The 14943-nt window shown below is 68.7% G+C and carries 16 protein-coding genes; 10 read left to right on the forward strand and 6 right to left on the reverse strand.

The window, feature by feature from the left end:
* The first annotated feature begins 34 nt into the window (after positions 1-34).
* From ACS5Q7_RS11040 to ureG, 6 genes are all read left to right on the forward strand, one after another.
* Positions 35-217 (forward strand): hypothetical protein, encoded by a 183-nt coding sequence (locus ACS5Q7_RS11040; RefSeq protein WP_478339344.1) that lies wholly within the window; start codon positions 35-37, stop codon positions 215-217.
* A 703-nt stretch (positions 218-920) separates the two neighbouring features.
* Positions 921-1541: an urease subunit gamma gene (locus ACS5Q7_RS11045; protein ID WP_478339345.1), complete on the forward strand. Its 621-nt coding sequence runs from the start codon at positions 921-923 to the stop codon at positions 1539-1541.
* A 31-nt stretch (positions 1542-1572) separates the two neighbouring features.
* Complete coding sequence (gene ureC, locus ACS5Q7_RS11050) at positions 1573-3300, forward strand: urease subunit alpha (RefSeq protein ID WP_478339346.1); 1728 nt, start codon at positions 1573-1575, stop codon at positions 3298-3300.
* Complete coding sequence (locus ACS5Q7_RS11055) at positions 3297-3755, forward strand: urease accessory protein UreE (RefSeq protein ID WP_478339347.1); 459 nt, start codon at positions 3297-3299, stop codon at positions 3753-3755. The genes ureC and ACS5Q7_RS11055 overlap by 4 nt, the downstream gene beginning before the upstream one ends.
* On the forward strand, positions 3748-4434 hold the full coding sequence (locus ACS5Q7_RS11060) for an urease accessory protein UreF (RefSeq protein ID WP_478339348.1): 687 nt from the start codon (positions 3748-3750) through the stop codon (positions 4432-4434). Before ACS5Q7_RS11055 ends, ACS5Q7_RS11060 begins: the two co-directional genes overlap by 8 nt.
* Before the next feature lie 10 nt (positions 4435-4444).
* The gene (gene ureG / locus ACS5Q7_RS11065; RefSeq protein WP_342165691.1) at positions 4445-5065 is read left to right on the forward strand and encodes an urease accessory protein UreG; all 621 of its coding nucleotides are present in this window, start codon (positions 4445-4447) and stop codon (positions 5063-5065) included.
* Between the two features lie 193 nt (positions 5066-5258).
* Here ureG and ACS5Q7_RS11070 read toward each other — a convergent pair whose 3' ends face one another.
* Positions 5259-5387, reverse strand: a complete 129-nt coding sequence (locus ACS5Q7_RS11070) for a hypothetical protein (protein ID WP_478339349.1) — start codon at positions 5385-5387, stop codon at positions 5259-5261.
* A 269-nt stretch (positions 5388-5656) separates the two neighbouring features.
* On the opposite strand from ACS5Q7_RS11070, the gene ACS5Q7_RS11075 reads away from it, so the two are divergent.
* Positions 5657-5860 carry a DUF3311 domain-containing protein gene (locus ACS5Q7_RS11075; RefSeq protein WP_478339350.1) on the forward strand — a complete coding sequence of 68 codons (204 nt, stop codon included), beginning with the start codon at positions 5657-5659 and terminating at the stop codon, positions 5858-5860.
* Positions 5857-7320, forward strand: coding sequence for a sodium:solute symporter family protein (locus ACS5Q7_RS11080; RefSeq protein ID WP_478339351.1), 1464 nt, complete (start codon positions 5857-5859; stop codon positions 7318-7320). The genes ACS5Q7_RS11075 and ACS5Q7_RS11080 overlap by 4 nt, the downstream gene beginning before the upstream one ends.
* Here the strand turns inward: ACS5Q7_RS11080 and ACS5Q7_RS11085 are convergent.
* Genes ACS5Q7_RS11085 through ACS5Q7_RS11100 form a run of 4 tightly spaced genes read right to left on the reverse strand, consistent with a single transcriptional unit; the run spans position 7298 to position 10719 of the window.
* Positions 7298-8068, reverse strand: coding sequence for an ABC transporter permease (locus tag ACS5Q7_RS11085; RefSeq protein ID WP_478339352.1), 771 nt, complete (start codon positions 8066-8068; stop codon positions 7298-7300). The genes ACS5Q7_RS11080 and ACS5Q7_RS11085 overlap by 23 nt on opposite strands.
* On the reverse strand, positions 8065-8976 hold the full coding sequence (locus tag ACS5Q7_RS11090) for an ABC transporter permease (protein WP_478339353.1): 912 nt from the start codon (positions 8974-8976) through the stop codon (positions 8065-8067). The genes ACS5Q7_RS11085 and ACS5Q7_RS11090 overlap by 4 nt, the downstream gene beginning before the upstream one ends.
* A gap of 8 nt (positions 8977-8984) precedes the next feature.
* Positions 8985-10028 (reverse strand): ABC transporter ATP-binding protein, encoded by a 1044-nt coding sequence (locus ACS5Q7_RS11095; protein ID WP_478339354.1) that lies wholly within the window; start codon positions 10026-10028, stop codon positions 8985-8987.
* 4 nt (positions 10029-10032) lie between these two features.
* The gene (locus ACS5Q7_RS11100) at positions 10033-10719 is read right to left on the reverse strand and encodes a Crp/Fnr family transcriptional regulator (RefSeq protein ID WP_478339355.1); all 687 of its coding nucleotides are present in this window, start codon (positions 10717-10719) and stop codon (positions 10033-10035) included.
* A 210-nt stretch (positions 10720-10929) separates the two neighbouring features.
* Between ACS5Q7_RS11100 and ACS5Q7_RS11105 the strand changes: the two genes are divergently transcribed.
* Positions 10930-11835 carry a UDP-3-O-acyl-N-acetylglucosamine deacetylase gene (locus tag ACS5Q7_RS11105; RefSeq protein WP_478339356.1) on the forward strand — a complete coding sequence of 302 codons (906 nt, stop codon included), beginning with the start codon at positions 10930-10932 and terminating at the stop codon, positions 11833-11835.
* 4 nt (positions 11836-11839) lie between these two features.
* On the opposite strand, the gene ACS5Q7_RS11110 is transcribed toward ACS5Q7_RS11105, so the two are convergent.
* The gene (locus ACS5Q7_RS11110; RefSeq protein WP_478339357.1) at positions 11840-12895 is read right to left on the reverse strand and encodes an HD-GYP domain-containing protein; all 1056 of its coding nucleotides are present in this window, start codon (positions 12893-12895) and stop codon (positions 11840-11842) included.
* Positions 12896-13063: 168 nt separating this feature from the next.
* Between ACS5Q7_RS11110 and ACS5Q7_RS11115 the strand changes: the two genes are divergently transcribed.
* The gene (locus ACS5Q7_RS11115; protein ID WP_478339358.1) at positions 13064-14935 is read left to right on the forward strand and encodes an ABC-F family ATP-binding cassette domain-containing protein; all 1872 of its coding nucleotides are present in this window, start codon (positions 13064-13066) and stop codon (positions 14933-14935) included.
* The last annotated feature ends 8 nt before the right edge of the window (positions 14936-14943 follow it).

Consider the following 14943-nt stretch of genomic DNA (forward strand, 5'->3'; position numbering starts at 1 on the left):
ACCGAAAGGCTCAAACGATCCTGGGAGGTGCGACATGGACGCTGTCGTCTACGCGATGACGCGCGCGTCGGCTTCGAACGACGCAAATCTTCGGCAGCGGAAGGCGGAATCGGAAGCGCTTCACTCGGCCCTCCGCGCCGATCGGCGAGCCCGCGATGAGCGGACCGCCCGGCTTCGCGCCATGCTGCTGGCCATCGGAGAAGAAGCCGGCTCCTGAACGTCTCGAACCTCGACCCCGCTCGTCCGCGCCTGCGGATGGGCGGGGTTTGTGCGTCGGTCGCTTTCACCCTCCTCCCGAAGGATTGAGGGGCGGTCGAGGCGTGCCATCCCGCCCTAGCGCCGCGACCGATCATCGTGAGGCGCCCCAACCCACTCACCTCATCCTGAGGTGCCCGCGTCAGCGGGCCTCGAAGGAGGGCTCCAGCCTGCCGCGCGATCCCTGAAGCCCTCCTTCGAGGCGGCGTCGCCGCACCTCAGGATGAGGGGGCGATCTGGAGAAGGCTGGCTGAATCAACTCGTTCGGGTGCGGCTCTAGCAGGCAGCTGTGAAAGTCCGGCGAAGGAGAAGACGTTTCTAAGCCGCCGACGACACCCTCACCATCTTTGCGAGCGCAGCGAAGCAAGGACGGTGGCGGAGGGTTGGGGCTGCCTCGACGCGAACAGTAGCCGCGCAAGGCGATCTCCCGCCGCTCCCTGGCGCCGCCCGCCCCGACCATGGCCAGTGGCTGCCACGCCGCGCGAGGCCGGGCGGAGTGGAGATCCTGACCCTCCTCCCTGCTGATCGGTTCTGGGATATCGGAATTGTGGATCGCGTCCTCCGCTGAGCGCCCGGCCCCTCGCTCAACCAGCGGATGCCCTTGACGCATAGCCGAGCATGATCCTTGCTCCGGCGGCGTTGACCGGCCACCAGACGAGGCGATCGTGCTGCTCACCCCCCGCGAGAAGGACAAGCTGCTGATCGCCATGGCGGCGCAGGTGGCGCGCAATCGGCTCGCCCGGGGCGTGAAGCTCAACCATCCCGAGGCGGTGGCGCTGATCACGGATTTCGTGGTCGAGGGGGCCCGCGACGGGCGCACGGTCGCCGAACTGATGGCGGCGGGCGGCACGGTCCTCACCGCCGATCAGGTGATGGAAGGCGTGCCTGAGATGATCCACGACATCCAGGTCGAGGCGACCTTTCCGGACGGCACCAAGCTCGTGACGGTCCATCACCCGATTCGCGGCGCGGCCTCGCAGGACGTGCCCGGCGTGGTGACGACCCAGCCGGGCGAGATTGTCTTCAACGCCGATGCCGAGCGGACCCTTCTCGAGGTCGCCAATATTGGCGATCGGCCGATCCAGGTCGGCTCGCACTACCATTTCTTCGAGGCCAATCCCGGCCTCGTGTTCGACCGGCCGGCGGCGCGGGGCAAGCGCCTCGACATCGCGCCGGGCACGGCCGTGCGGTTCGAGCCGGGCTCGACCCGGCAGGTGTCGCTCGTGCCGTTGTCGGGCGAGCGGATCGTCCACGGGTTCCGCGGCGACGTGATGGGCAAGCTGTGATGGGTGCGAGCGCAGTACGGAGGCCGACGCCGTGAGCAACACCCCGAAGCCCGCGAGCCTGCCGCGCGCGGCCTATGCCGACATGTTCGGGCCGACGACCGGCGACAGGATCCGGCTGGCCGACACCTCCCTGGAAATCACGGTAGAGCGCGACTTCACCACGTACGGGGAGGAAGTGAAGTTCGGCGGCGGTAAGGTGATCCGCGACGGCATGGGCCAATCGCAGGCGCCGAACGCGGCGGGCGCGGTCGATACCGTCATCACCAACGCGGTGGTGCTGGACCATTGGGGCATCGTGAAATGCGATGTCGGGATCGTGCGCGGGCGGATCTTCAAGCTCGGCAAGGCCGGCAACCCGGACGTGCAGCCGGGCGTCGACATCGTGGTCGGGCCGGGCACGGAAGTGATCGCGGGCGAGGGCAAGATCCTCACGGCCGGCGGCTTCGACAGCCACATCCACTTCATCTGCCCGCAGCAGATCGAGGAGGCCCTGTGCTCGGGCGTCACCACGATGCTCGGCGGTGGGACAGGCCCGGCGCACGGCACCTTCGCCACCACCTGCACCCCCGGCCCCTGGCACATCGCGCGGATGATCGAGGCGGCGGATGCCTTCCCGATGAACCTCGCCTTCGCCGGCAAGGGCAACGCCTCGCGCCCGGAGAGCCTGATCGAGATGGTGCGCGGTGGCGCCTGCGCGCTGAAGCTGCACGAGGATTGGGGCACCACCCCCGCCGCCATCGACACCTGCCTGAGCGTCGCCGACGAACACGACGTGCAGGTGATGATCCATACCGATACGCTGAACGAATCGGGCTTCGTGGAAGACACGATCGCCGCCTTCAAGGGCCGGACGATCCACGCCTTCCACACCGAGGGCGCGGGCGGCGGCCACGCGCCGGACATCATCAAGGTGGCGGGGCTGCCGAACGTGCTGCCCTCATCCACGAACCCGACGCGGCCCTACACCCGCAACACCATCGATGAGCATCTCGACATGCTGATGGTGTGCCACCACCTCGACCCGTCGATTCCCGAGGATCTGGCTTTCGCCGAGAGCCGGATCCGCAAGGAGACCATCGCCGCCGAGGATATCCTGCACGACATCGGCGCTCTCTCGATGATGTCGTCGGACAGCCAAGCTATGGGCCGGGTCGGAGAGGTCATCATCCGCACGTGGCAGACCGCCGACAAGATGAAGCGCCAGCGCGGCGCCCTGCCGGGCGATTCATCCGGCACGGACAACCTGCGCGCCCGGCGCTACGTGGCGAAGTACACGATCAACCCGGCCATCGCCCACGGCGTATCCCGGCATATCGGCTCGGTGGAACCCGGCAAGCTCGCCGATCTCGTGCTGTGGACGCCGGCTTTCTTCGGCGTGAAGCCCGATCTGGTGCTGAAGGGCGGCACCATCGCCGCCGCGCCGATGGGCGACCCGAACGCCTCGATCCCGACGCCGCAGCCGGTCCATTACCGGCCGATGTTCGGCGCCTACGGCCGCGCGCCCTATTCCACCGCGCTCACCTTCGTCTCGAAGGCCGCCCTGGAGGATGGCCTGCGGGAGAAGCTCGGCGTGCAGAAGCAGATGGTGGCGGTCGAGAACGTGCGCGGCGGCATCTCGAAGAAGAGCATGATCCTCAACGACGCCACCCCGGTCATCGAGGTCGATCCCGAGACGTATGACGTGCGCGCCGATGGCGAGTTGCTGGTCTGCGAACCGGCCGACATCCTGCCGATGGCTCAGAGGTACTTTTTATTTTGATCCGCGCCACACGCCACCTCCGTGCCGCCGCCCTCACGGGCGGCGAGATCGTCGACCGCGTCGTGCTGGACCATGGCGAGCGCCACCGCCGCCGCACCGCCATGCGGGGTGTTGGCGGCACGCGCTTCCTGCTCGATCTGGCCGACGCGACGGTGCTCGATGACGGCGACGCCCTCGTTCTGGAGAACGGGCGGCTCGTGGAAGTCGAGGCGGCGCCGGAGCGCCTTCTCGAAATCCGTGCGCCAACCGAGCACGCCCTGCGACGGCTGATCTGGCACATCGGCAACCGGCACATCCCGGCCGAGATCGGGCCGGAGGCTGTCTGGATCGCCTACGATCACGTGCTCGCGGAGATGGTTCGGGGCCTCGGCGGCACGGCCGAGGAGGTGGAGCGCCCGTTCCGCCCCGAGGGCGGCGCCTATTCCGGCCACGGCCATTCCCATTCCCATGGCTGAGGACGCCGCCGAGGCGCTTCGGCTGTTCGCGTGGCTCTCCCCCGGCTACCCCGTCGGGGCCTACGCCTATTCGCACGGGCTCGAAGCGGCGGTGGAGGCCGGCGATGTCACCGGCGAGGACAGCCTCGCCGCGTGGCTCGGCGATGTCTGCGAACGCGGATCGCTCCGCAACGATTTGATCCTCGTGCGCCATGCCCACGCCGCCGCGCTGGCGCGGGGGACGGACGACCTCGCCGCCGTCAACGACCTGGCTTTGGCCCTTGCCCCCTCGCGGGAGCTGCATCTGGAGACCAGCCAGCAGGGGCGCAGCTTCCTCGACGCGACGCTCGGCGCATGGCCCTGCCCGGCCCTTAAGGACCTATCGGCCGCGCTGGCGGCGGCCGTGGCCTATCCGGTGGCGGTAGGCGCGGCCTCCGGCGCGCATGGCATGTCGCTGCGGCCCGTCCTTAGCGCCTACGCCCTCGCCTTCGTGCAGAACCTCGTCTCGGCGGCCCTGCGGTCGGCGCCCGTGGGGCAGGCGGCGGGCACGCGCGTGGTGGCTGCCCTCTCCGCCCGTCTTGTGTCGCTGGCGCAAGCGGCCGAGGGCGCGAGCCTGGACGAGATCGGCTCCTCCTGCCTGCGGCTCGATCTTGGCTCGTTCCGGCACGAGACGCAGTATTCCCGCATCTTCCGATCATGAGGCTTCAGCGATGAGCACATCCGCCAACGGACCCCTGCGGGTCGGCATCGGCGGCCCGGTGGGCTCCGGCAAGACGGCGCTGATGGAACAGCTCTGCAAGCGGTTCCGCGACCGCTACGAGATCTGCGCCATCACCAACGACATCTACACGAAAGAGGATGCCCGCATCCTCACCGTGGCCGGCGCCCTGCCGGAGGAGCGGATTCTCGGCGTCGAGACCGGCGGGTGCCCGCACACCGCGATCCGCGAGGACGCCTCGATCAACCTCGCCGCGGTGGCGCAGATGCGGGCGAAATTCCCGAAGCTCGATCTGGTGCTGATCGAATCCGGCGGCGACAACCTCGCCGCGACGTTCTCGCCGGAACTCGCCGACATCACCCTCTATGTGATCGACGTGGCTGGCGGCGAGAAGATCCCGCGCAAGGGCGGGCCGGGTATCACCCGGTCGGACCTGCTGATCGTCAACAAGACCGATCTCGCGCCCCTGGTCGGGGCGGATCTGTCGGTGATGGAATCGGACACCAAGCGGATGCGCGGCGCGCGGCCCTACGTCTTCGCGTCCCTTCGGGCGGGCGACGGCGCGGATACCGTCGCCCGCTTCATCGAGGAGGCCGGCGGCCTCGGGCGCTAGGTTCGCTACCGATCATAGTGAGGCGGACCCAACCCTCCGCCTCATCCTGAGGTGCCCGCCCCGGCGGGCCTCGAAGGAGGGCTCCAGACAGCGCTGCGATCCCTGGAGCCCTCCTTCGAGGCGGCTGTCGCCGCACCTCAGGATGAGGGTAGGGAGGGGAGGCCGAGCTGAACCGACCTGTTCGATGACGGCGCTAACGCTCGGCCGAGGCCGAGCGGGTGCGCGCCGTCGGCGACGTGCCCATCAGGGCGTCGAGGCGGTTCATCCGGGCGGAGAAACCGTCCATCGCCGCCTGCCGGGCCTTGGCCGGGGTCGCCGCCACGGCCTTTCCGTGGTGAACCGGTCGGGCCTGTGCGGCGAGCGTCGTCGCAGTAAGCGCGACCCCGAATGCGAGTATGCGAAAGAGATTCGTCATGGGACGTGTCTCGAAAGTCAGAAGACCCGAGAGTAATCCCGGCTTGGCCGTTCGACCGTGCGATTTCGCACAAAAGTAACGGCGACAGTTTCGCCGGCTACGGTGAACCGTCCGGCGCCATGGACTGTTCCCCCCTCGCGTGGCCGCCCTGGCGGCGTCTGACGAGGAGGCAGTCCATGCGACATCTCCGGTGGCTCGCGGCTCTGCCGTTTTTCGGCATGTTGATCGGCCCATTTTTCTTGAACCGGGTCGAGCCCTTTATCCTGGGCCTGCCGTTCCTGTTGGCGTGGCTGGTGCTCTGCGTGCTCGCCACCAGCGCGATCATGGCGCTCATCTACATCACCGATCCGCAGAACCGCGCTTCGGAGGAAGGCCGTTGAGCGCCGCCCTCGTCATCGTCGCGGCGGCTTTCGCGGCCGCCCTCGGCCTCGGTCTTCGCGCCCGCGCCGGGCGGGACATGGGCCTCGAGCAATGGACGGTGGGTGGGCGGGGCTTCGGCACCGCCTTCGTCTTCCTGCTGATGGCGGGAGAGATCTACACGACCTTCACCTTCCTCGGCGGTTCCGGCATCGCCTACGGCAAGGGCGCGCCGGCCTATTACATCCTCTGTTACCTCACCCTCGGCTACGTGACCTCGTATTGGCTGCTGCCGCCGGTCTGGCGCTTCGCCAAGGAGCGACGCCTCTTCACGCAGCCCGATTTCTTCGCCGCGAAGTACGAGAGCCCCGGCCTCGGGATGCTCGTGGCCCTGGTCGGGCTCGTGGCGCTCGTTCCCTACATGGTCCTGCAGTTCAAGGGCCTCGGCATCATCGTCTCAACGGCCTCCTACGGCGCGATTTCACCCACCGTCGCGGTATGGATCGGCGCCGTCGCGGTCACCGCCTACGTCGTCGTGTCGGGGGTGCACGGTTCGGCCTGGAACGCCGTGCTGAAGGATATCAGCATCCTCTGCGTGGTGGTGTTCCTCGGCATCTACCTGCCGCTGCACTATTACGGCGGCTACGAGGCCATGTTCCGGACGATCGAGGCGCAGAAGCCCGGCTTCCTCGCCCTGCCGGCCCAAGGCCAAAGCCCCACATGGTTCGCGACGACCACGCTCCTGACGGCGCTGGGCGCCTATATGTGGCCGCACACCTTCGGCTCGCTCTACACCGCGAAGGAGCCACGCTCGTTCCGGCGCAACGCGGCGGTCCTGCCGCTCTACCAGTTGATCAACCTGTTCGTGTTCGTGGTCGGCTTCGCCGCCGTGCTGCAGGTGCCGGGACTGGCGGGGCCGGATGTCGACCTCGCCCTGTTCAAGCTGTCGCTCCAGAGCTTCCCGCCGTGGTTCGTGGGCATCATAGGCGCGACGGGGGTGCTGACCGCCCTCGTGCCCGGCTCGATGATTTTGATCGCGGGGGCGACGCTCCTCGCGAACAACATCGTGCGGCCCCTGCGGCCCGGCATGGACGACGCGGCGACCGCCAGCCTGTCGAAGGCCTTCGTGCCGGTGATGGCGCTGGTCTGCGTCGGCTTCACCCTGTCGGGCGGCGATACCATCGTCCAATTGCTGCTGATGGGCTACAACTTCGTCACGCAGCTCTTTCCGTGCTTCCTCGCGAGCCTGATGCGCCGCAACCCCCTCGACAAGCGCGCGGCGGCGGCGGGAATCGTGGCGGGCGTGGCGACGGTGGCGGCCACCACCATCGGCGGGTTTAGCCTCGCGCGTTACCCGCAGCTCGGCCCCATGCGCGACGTGAATATCGGCGTGCTGGCGCTGGTGCTGAACCTCGTCGTCACGGCCCTCGTCGCGAAGCTCGCACAGCCGTCCGAGCGCGTCAGGCCCCTCGCCTCGCGGTGAGCCACGAGGCGGCCAGCACCGCGACGCTGACAAGACCGACGAGCAGCGTCGAGGCCGCGTTGATCTCGGGGTTCACCCCGAGCCGCACCTGGCTGTAAAGGCGCATCGGCAGGGTGGTCGCGCCGGGGCCGGAGACGAAGCTCGCGATGACGAGATCGTCCAGCGACAGGGTGAAGGCGAGGAGCGCCCCCGCCGCGATGGCCGGCGCCAGGAGCGGCAGGGTGATGGTGCCGAGCACCCGCAGCGGCCCGGCGCCGAGGTCCGCCGCAGCCTCCTCCAGCGAGCGGTCTAGCCCGCGCAGCCGCGCCGAGACCACCACCGCGACGAAGCCCGTGGAGAAGGTGGCATGCGCGATGACGATGGTGGCGACCCCCCGATCGAGCCCGATGCCGATGAAGGTGAGGAGCAGCGACAGGCCGATCATCACCTCCGGCATCACCATCGGCCCGTAGACGAGGCCGGTGAAGAGCGAGCGCCCCGGGAAGCGCCCGTGCCGCTCCATCGCCAGGGCGGCGAGCGTCCCGAGGATGGTCGCGATGAGGCTCGCGAGCACGGCCACGCGCAGGGAGACCCAGGCGGCGGCGATCAGCGGCGCGTCGGAAAACAGGGCCGCGTACCAGCGGGTGGAGAATCCGCCCCAGACCGTAACCAGCGCGGAGGCGTTGAAGGAATACGCGACCAGCACGAGGATCGGCGCGTAGAGGAAACCGAGCCCGAGCCAGAGTGCGGCGCGCGTCACCCCGCTCATGCGCCCTCTCCGCCCGCCCGCAGGCTATCGCGGAACAGCACGACCGGGCCGATGACGATGACGAGCAGCACGACCGCGACCGCCGCCGCGAGCGGCCAGTCGCGGTTGGAGAAGAACTCGCTCCACAGCACCCGGCCGAGCATCAGCGTCTCGGAGCCGCCGAGGAGGTCGGGGATCACGAACTCGCCGACCATCGGGATGAAGCACAGCCCGGCGCCGGCCGCGATGCCGGGCAGGCTGAGGGGCAGCGTCACGGTCCAGAACACCCGCGTCGGGCTCGCGCCAAGATCGGCGGCGGCCTCGCCCAAGCTCGGATCGAGCCGGTTCATCACCGCGTAGAGCGGCAGGACCATGAACGGCAGGTAGGCGTAGACGAGGCCGATCATCACCGCCACGTCGGTGTTCAGGATCACCAGAGGCTGAGAGATCACCCCGAGCTTCAGGAGCACGAGGTTCAACAGCCCCTCCTGCTTCAGAATTGCAATCCAGGCGTAGATGCGGATCAGAAAGCTCGTCCAGAACGGCACCACCACGAGCGCCACCAGCACGGGTTGCCAGCGCCGAGGCGCACGGGCGAGGGCGTAGGCGATCGGCGTGCCGATGAGGGCGAGCAGCAGCGTCGCCGCCCCCGCATAGGAGAGCGAGCCGATGACGGCCGCCCGATAGAGGTCGTCGCGGCCGAGCGTCAGGTAGTTGGTGAAGTTCAGCGCTTCGAGGAAGCTCGACCAGCCGTCGAGGCCGCCCTGCCAATCGAGGATCGGCAGGTACGGCGGAATGGCCGTCGCCGGCTCGGACAGGCTGATCTTCAGCGTGACGAGGAACGGCAAGAGGAAGAACGCGCCGAGCCACAGGAACGGCGGAAGCCGGAGAAGGCGGGCGACGATCCTGTCGGGCTTGGGGGCCGCCATCGCGCGCCTCAGGCCGGAAGGATGACGGCATCCGCCGGGGCGAAGCCGACAGGCGTCGTCGCTCCCCGTGCCGGGCCGGGACCGGGCGGGCCGCTCGCGCGCAGGAGTGTTCCGTCGGGCAGCCGCAGCACACGGCGGATGCGGTCGCCGAGGAAGGTCTCGTCCTCGACGGTGGCGGTCAGGGTGCCTTCGCCGAGGATCAGGCTTTCCGGCCGCACCGCGATCACGACCTCCGCGCCCTCGGCCGACACGGCATCGCCGGCCTGGGCCGTCAGCGTGCCATGAGCGGTGACGATCTCCCTCGTGTCGCCCGGACCCGCCGGCCCGATCCGGCCGGGAATGAGGTTCACGTCGCCCAGGAGGCCCGCGACGTAGCGGCTGGCCGGGCGACGATACAGATCGGTGGGTTTGCCGACCTGCACGAGGCGCCCGCGCTCCATCACCCCGATCCGGTCGGCCAGCATCATCGCCTCCTCGGGATCGTGCGTCACGACCACGAAGCTCGTGCCGAGCCGCCGTTGCAGGCTGCGCAACTCACCTTGCGTCTCCTCCCGCAATCCCCGGTCGAGGGCGCCCAAGGGCTCGTCCAGCAGGAGAAGCCCCGGCTCGCGGGCGATGGCGCGGGCCAGCGCCACCCGCTGGCGCTGGCCGCCCGAGAGCGTGTCCGGCCGGCGCTCGCCGAAACCGTCGAGGCGCACGAGGCGCAACAGCGCCGCGACACGCTCCCCTGCATCCGGCCGCCCCTTCAGCCCGTAGGCGATGTTCGCCGCCACGCTCATGTGGGGAAACAGGGCGTAGGACTGGAACATCATGTTCACCGGGCGCCGATGCGGCGGCAGGGCGGTGATGTCGGCCCCGCCGACTTCGATAACGCCCCCGCTCGGGCTCTCGAACCCGGCGATCATCCGCAGGAGCGTGCTCTTCCCGCAGCCCGAGGGGCCGAGCAGGCAGAAGAATTCCCCCGGCGCCAGTTCCAGATCGACGCCATCGACGGCGACATGCGTGCCGAACCGTTTGACGAGGCCCCGGATCCTCAGGGATGGCGCCGCCAAGGGGTCAGGAATCCTCGCGCAGGGCCTCGGCGACCCGCGCCTCCAACAGGTCGGGCCGGCGCAGGACGAGGGCGCCGCGCGTCCGGTCCACGAGGCCCTCGGCCGCCATGGCGGTGAATTCCCGCGTCACCTGCTCGCGCCGGCAGCCGATGCGTGCCGCGAGGACGTGGTGATAGGGCGGCGGCGTCACCACGCGCTCACCGCCGGCGCCCGCCCGGGGCACGGAAAGGCGCAGCAACTCGGCATAGAGCCGGTGGCGCAGATCGAGGAGCGCATGCTCCATCAGCCGGGTGTTCAGTTCGCGCACACGCTTGGCGAGCAGGCGCATCAGCCGGTCGGCGATGGCCTCGGACGCGAAGACGATCTGCCGGAACACGCTCGCCGGCACGACGCAGACCTCGCCGCGCGTCAGCGCCGTAACGTTGGCCGAACGGCCGATCCCGTCAATGGCGGCGAGTTCGCCGAAGAACGCGCCTCCGCGCATCTCGCCGAGGATCACTTCCTTGCCCGATTGCGTCCGGTTGAGGATGCGCACCTCGCCCGAGGCGATGAAATAGACGTCCGTGGAAATGTCGTCGAAGTCGACGAGCGTCTCGTTCTCATCGAAGCGCCGCCAATGGCAGCGGTTCTCGAAGGTCACGAGCTCGATACCCGCATCCTTGAAGAACGGAATGGACCCCAGGCGCGCCATTACCGATGTACCTCGCCGTCCCCCAGCCCCTTCGGCTTACGGCCGGCGCCCAGGATAGAAACCGCCCGCCCCCTCGCGATGCGAGATCCGCCGGGCCCTGGATCGATGGTGGCCGGGGCGTCGCGCAGGGTCAAGCCACCACGACAGTGTGATTCCTCCTTTGGCGTGGATCGAGGCATATGGATCTCCTCGCCGACAGACTAACTTATAATGCCGAACGTCCTGAACCTCTCCGCTCCATCGCTTCGCGCGGAGACGGGCCGGCGCCAAGCCACCCTCGGCGGTGCCTTCGAGCGGTCCGGGCGCGGCTTGCATACGGGGCGCAGGGCGCGCGTGAGGGTGTCCCCCGCGCCGACAGGCCATGGGATCGTCTTCCGCAGGCGGATGCGCGACGGACGCTGCGTCGATATCCCGGCCCTCTGGATGCATCAGGAGACGCAGCCGGCCTGCACGGCGCTCCGCTTCGAGGGCGTGATCGTGCGCACCGTCGAGCATCTGCTCGCCTCGCTCTATGCGCTGCGCATCGACAACGCGCTGATCGAAATCGACGCCGAGGAATTGCCGATCTTCGACGGCAGCGCGGTGCCGTGGTGCGAGGGCATCGCGGCGGCGGGCCGCCTCGAACAGGCAGAGCGGACGCGGATCCTTCGCGTCATTCGGCCGATCAGCGTCACCGACCGTCACCGCCGCCTGTCCATCGGCCCCGGAGGTGACTTCACGGTCTGCGCCCATATCGAGCTCTGTCATCTCGGGGCGTTCGATTGGCAGGGGCCGATCCTGCCCGAGGCGTTCCCCATAGAGATCGCCCCCGCGCGCAGCTTCGGCCGCTTCATCCGTGTGATGGCGGGACGGGCCTATGGCCTGGTCACGCGCAAGCCCCTGCTTCAGGGCTGCGGACCTCGCTCGGCGGCACTGCTGTTCCGCGACAGGGTGATCGGCGGCCTGCGCATGGAGGACGAACTCGTCCGCCACCGGGTCCTCGACATCGTCGGCGACCTCGCCCTGGTGGGTCATCCGATCGAGGGCTTGGTCATCGCCTCCCACACGTGCCACGACCTCAACCATGCGCTCGTCGCCGCGCTCATGGGCGACCGGACGGCGTGGGAACTGGTCTGAATACTCACGCCGAGAGCTGGACGTCCTCGATGTCGCTGGCGAAGGCCACGGGGCCGAAGGCGCGCAGGAGATCGCCATCGAGCTTGCCCGTCATGCCGAGCATGATCTCGTAGGCGGTGCGCGCGCCCATCGGCGCCTTGTAGGACCGCCGCTCGATCAGCGCGGCGAAGATATCGCAGATCGTCACCAGCCGGACGATGTCGGGTATCGCGCGACCACGGAGCCCATCGGGATAACCCGAGCCGTCGAGCGCTTCATGGTGCGAGCGCACGACCTGCATCGCGGCATCGCTGAACCCACGGCCTTGCAGCATGTCGAACCCGATCTGCGCATGTTGCGCCATGACATGCCGCTCGTCCACGGTGAGCGGCCCGGGCTTATTCAGGATCTCCAGCGGAATGCGCGCCTTGCCGATGTCGTGCAGCAGCGCGCCCTTGGTCAGGAGATGCGCGTCGGTCGCGTTGAAGTGCAGTGTCGCGGCGAAGGCGGCTGCCAGCCCGGCGACGGTCAGGCAATGCCGGTGTGTCACGTCGTCGAAGGCGGCGACGAGGCTGAGCCAGTTCCCGACCTTCATGTCGAGGATCGCCCGATTGACGATCTCCGTGCCGGTATCGACCAGATCGTGCGCCGGGCCTTCCGGCGTGAACAGCTCCGCGAATGCCGCGCGGGCAGCTTGAACATGCTCGATGGGCGTTTTCGGTGTGCCCGACGGCGATGGTGCTAGGGTTTCGACTGTCTTCGCCAGCAGCGCGGCGGCGGACATGGCCGAGAGGCATTTCGTGGCGCCGAGCATGGCCGCCTGGATCTCGCCTCGCTCCTGGTTGCCGTGGAACAGGTACAGAAGGGGCGTGGCCGGCCCCCGCGCGATCGCCAGCGCATGCTTGAGCCGGTTGATCGAATCCGAGTGCGGGAAGTGAATGTCGGCGACCACCACCCGGTTTTCGCCCGCAATCGGGCCGTCGTCATAAAGGTCGTGCAGGAGGGCGCCCCCACCGAGGGAGCGGGCGAGGCGATGACCGTTTTCAGGATTATCCGTCAGAACGAGTATCGATTTTGCCACGAAATATGTCTTTCTGATGCAGTCATAATGTCTATAGGCAATTTTCTCGACTGCAAATGCTCGCTATGTCGCATCGACTAATAGATACAGCGCGAGGATTCCAAACCGTTAAGGGCCCCCTTACGGACGGGCCTTGCTTCGCGGGCCGCGCCCGGCCAGAACGCCGCGATGCTGCGCGTTAACGACCTCACCTACCGCATCGGCGAACGGCTGATTCTCGACGCCGCGAGCTTCACCATCCCGGAGGGCGCCCATGTCGGGCTCGTCGGCCGCAACGGGGCCGGCAAGACGACGCTGTTCCGGGCGATCCTCGGCGATTTGCCGGTCGACTCGAAGGCGATCTCCCTGCCCAAGGGCATGCGCATCGGCGCCGTGGCGCAGGAAGCGCCGGCCGGGCCGGAAACCCTTCACGCGGTGGTGCTCGCCGCCGATACCGAACGCGCCACGCTGATGGCGGAGGCCGAGCACGCGGACGGCCTGCGCCGGGCCGAGATCGAGACGCGTCTCGTGGATATTGGCGCCCATTCGGCGCCCGCGCGCGCGGCGGCGATCCTGCACGGCCTCGGCTTCGATGCGGCGGCGCAGGCGCGACCCTGCTCGGACTTTTCCGGCGGCTGGCGGATGCGCGTGGCGCTGGCGGCGGTGCTGTTCTCCGAGCCCGACCTGCTGCTCCTGGACGAGCCCACCAACTACCTCGATATCGAGGGCACGCTCTGGCTGTACGACTATCTCGAACGCTATCCGCGAACGGCCATCGTCATCAGCCACGACCGGGACCTGCTCGACACGTCCGTCGATCACATCCTGCATCTCGACCGGGGCAAGCTCTCGATCTACCGGGGCGGCTACACGAGCTTCGCGCGGCAACTGTCCGAGAAGCGGACGCTTCAAGCGAAGGCCAAGGCGAAGCAGGATGCGGAACGCGCGCACCTGCAGAGCTTCATCGACCGGTTCAAGGCCAAGGCGACCAAGGCGCGGCAGGCGCAATCGCGCATGAAGCGCCTCGCCAAGATGGAGCCGATCGCCGCCCTCCTCGATGACGACGTGCCGGTGATCCATCTGCCGAGCCCGGAAAAGCCGCTTTCGCCGCCTATCGTCGCGATGGACCGGGTGAAGGCGGGCTATGGCGAGCGCGTGGTGCTGACGGGCCTCAACCTCAGCCTCGCGCCGGACGACCGGGTGGCGCTGCTCGGCGCGAACGGCAACGGCAAGTCGACCTTCTGCAAGCTGATCGGCGGGCGCCTTCCGCCTCTGGCGGGAGAGATGAAGCGCTCGTCCAAGATGGACGTGGCGTATTTCGCCCAGCACCAGCTCGATGAGCTGCGCCCGTCCGAGAGCGCCTACGCCCACGTGCGCACCATGATGCCCGATGTGCCGGAGGCGAAGGTGCGCTCCGCGACCGCTCGCCTCGGTTTCGGCGCGGCCAAGGCCGACACGCCCGTCGAGAAGCTGTCCGGCGGCGAGAAGGCCCGCCTGCTCATGGGGCTCGCGGCCTTCCACGGGCCGCACCTGCTGATCCTCGACGAACCGACCAACCACCTCGACATCGAGAGCCGCCAAGCCCTCGTGGAGGCGATCAACGACTACGAGGGCGCCGTGATCCTCGTCAGCCACGACCGCTTCCTCATCGAGGCTTGTGCCGACAGGCTGTGGCTCGTCACGGACGGCACGGTGAAGACCTTCGACGGCGACATGGACGATTACCGCCGCCTCGTGCTGGCGGGGCCGGAGCGCGACGGCGAGCGCGCGGCCGAGGTCGTCGGCGGCCAGAAGGCGGAGGCCCGGCGAGCGGGCGTGGAGCGCCGGGCGGCGCTCGCCCCCCTGCGCAAGCGCCTCGACGGCGTCGAGGCACGGATGGCCAAGCTCTCGGCCGCCATCCAGAAGATCGACGCCGCGCTGGAAGACGGCACCGCCTTCCGCGAGAACGCCGCGAAGGCCGGTGAGATCGCCAAGATGCGCGCCGACGCCGCCAGCGCCCTCGCCTCGGCCGAAGAGGAATGGCTGGAACTCTCCGGGGAGATCGAAGCGGCCCTCGCCTGAGCGGGCCG

It is taken from the genome of Methylobacterium sp. Gmos3, from assembly GCF_056430985.1.

Coding starts and splice junctions, on each gene's coding strand:
- ACS5Q7_RS11100 (WP_478339355.1), bottom strand. CDS start 10,719: ATGGCGCGCCTGGGGTCCATTCCGTTCTTCAAGGATGCGGGTATCGAG.
- ACS5Q7_RS11075 (WP_478339350.1), top strand. CDS start 5,657: ATGCGACATCTCCGGTGGCTCGCGGCTCTGCCGTTTTTCGGCATGTTG.
- ACS5Q7_RS11115 (WP_478339358.1), top strand. CDS start 13,064: ATGCTGCGCGTTAACGACCTCACCTACCGCATCGGCGAACGGCTGATT.
- ACS5Q7_RS11040 (WP_478339344.1), top strand. CDS start 35: ATGGACGCTGTCGTCTACGCGATGACGCGCGCGTCGGCTTCGAACGAC.
- ACS5Q7_RS11090 (WP_478339353.1), bottom strand. CDS start 8,976: ATGGCGGCCCCCAAGCCCGACAGGATCGTCGCCCGCCTTCTCCGGCTT.
- ureG (WP_342165691.1), top strand. CDS start 4,445: ATGAGCACATCCGCCAACGGACCCCTGCGGGTCGGCATCGGCGGCCCG.
- ACS5Q7_RS11085 (WP_478339352.1), bottom strand. CDS start 8,068: ATGAGCGGGGTGACGCGCGCCGCACTCTGGCTCGGGCTCGGTTTCCTC.
- ACS5Q7_RS11105 (WP_478339356.1), top strand. CDS start 10,930: ATGCCGAACGTCCTGAACCTCTCCGCTCCATCGCTTCGCGCGGAGACG.
- ACS5Q7_RS11060 (WP_478339348.1), top strand. CDS start 3,748: ATGGCTGAGGACGCCGCCGAGGCGCTTCGGCTGTTCGCGTGGCTCTCC.